This is a genomic window from Oleiphilus sp. HI0043, assembly GCF_001634935.1.
The window spans coordinates 1-605 of record NZ_LWEY01001873.1; the positions used below are offsets into that span (position 1 = coordinate 1).

1 protein-coding gene is annotated in these 605 nt (G+C 45.5%); it reads right to left on the bottom strand.

All coding sequences use genetic code 11. The annotated features are described in order from the left end of the window. Positions 1-78 precede the first annotated feature (78 nt). Positions 79-605: ABC transporter permease (locus A3729_RS28720; protein ID WP_068634541.1), on the bottom strand; the 527-nt coding region annotated here is incomplete at its 5' end.

Sequence of the window (605 nt, forward strand, 5' to 3'; positions counted from 1 at the left end):
TTTCGACTTTAGTGTGTCCGACTCCCCTTTAATGCAGTAAGCTCCCCATATTTGGGGTCAGAGTAAAAATGGCTGTTTTTACTCTGACTCCAATTTCTTATCTAATAATGATCGGCTCAAGGTCATAAAAATGACTGAAGAGATCCCTGCAGCGGCAAATAGCATACACATCACCATTATCTGATAGCGAGCGGCAATAAAAGGCGATACGCCAGAGAGTATTTGCCCCGTCATCATTCCAGGTAGCGAGACCAGACCGACGGCGAACATTGCATTGATATTTGGAATCATTGCCGTGTTGAAAGCCGTATTCCGTGCAGTTTCGTAAACATGGCCACTACGAAGTTCAGCCTGTAAACGTTCGCCAGCCAAACTAATGCTGGTCATTGAGGTTGCAAAAATCATCCCGGCTAGTGGAATCATATAACGTGGCAAGTACCAAGGGTCTAGCTGTAACACTAGCTGTGTGACCAGAGCAAGCATTAAACCGCCACCAATAAATACCGCAATCAGCGCTTTACTGAATAACTGAAAGCGTCCCTTTGTTGATAGTGCGTTGTTGCCAGTGCTATCTGACAGCGTGTTTAGAGATATCCAGCTCGATG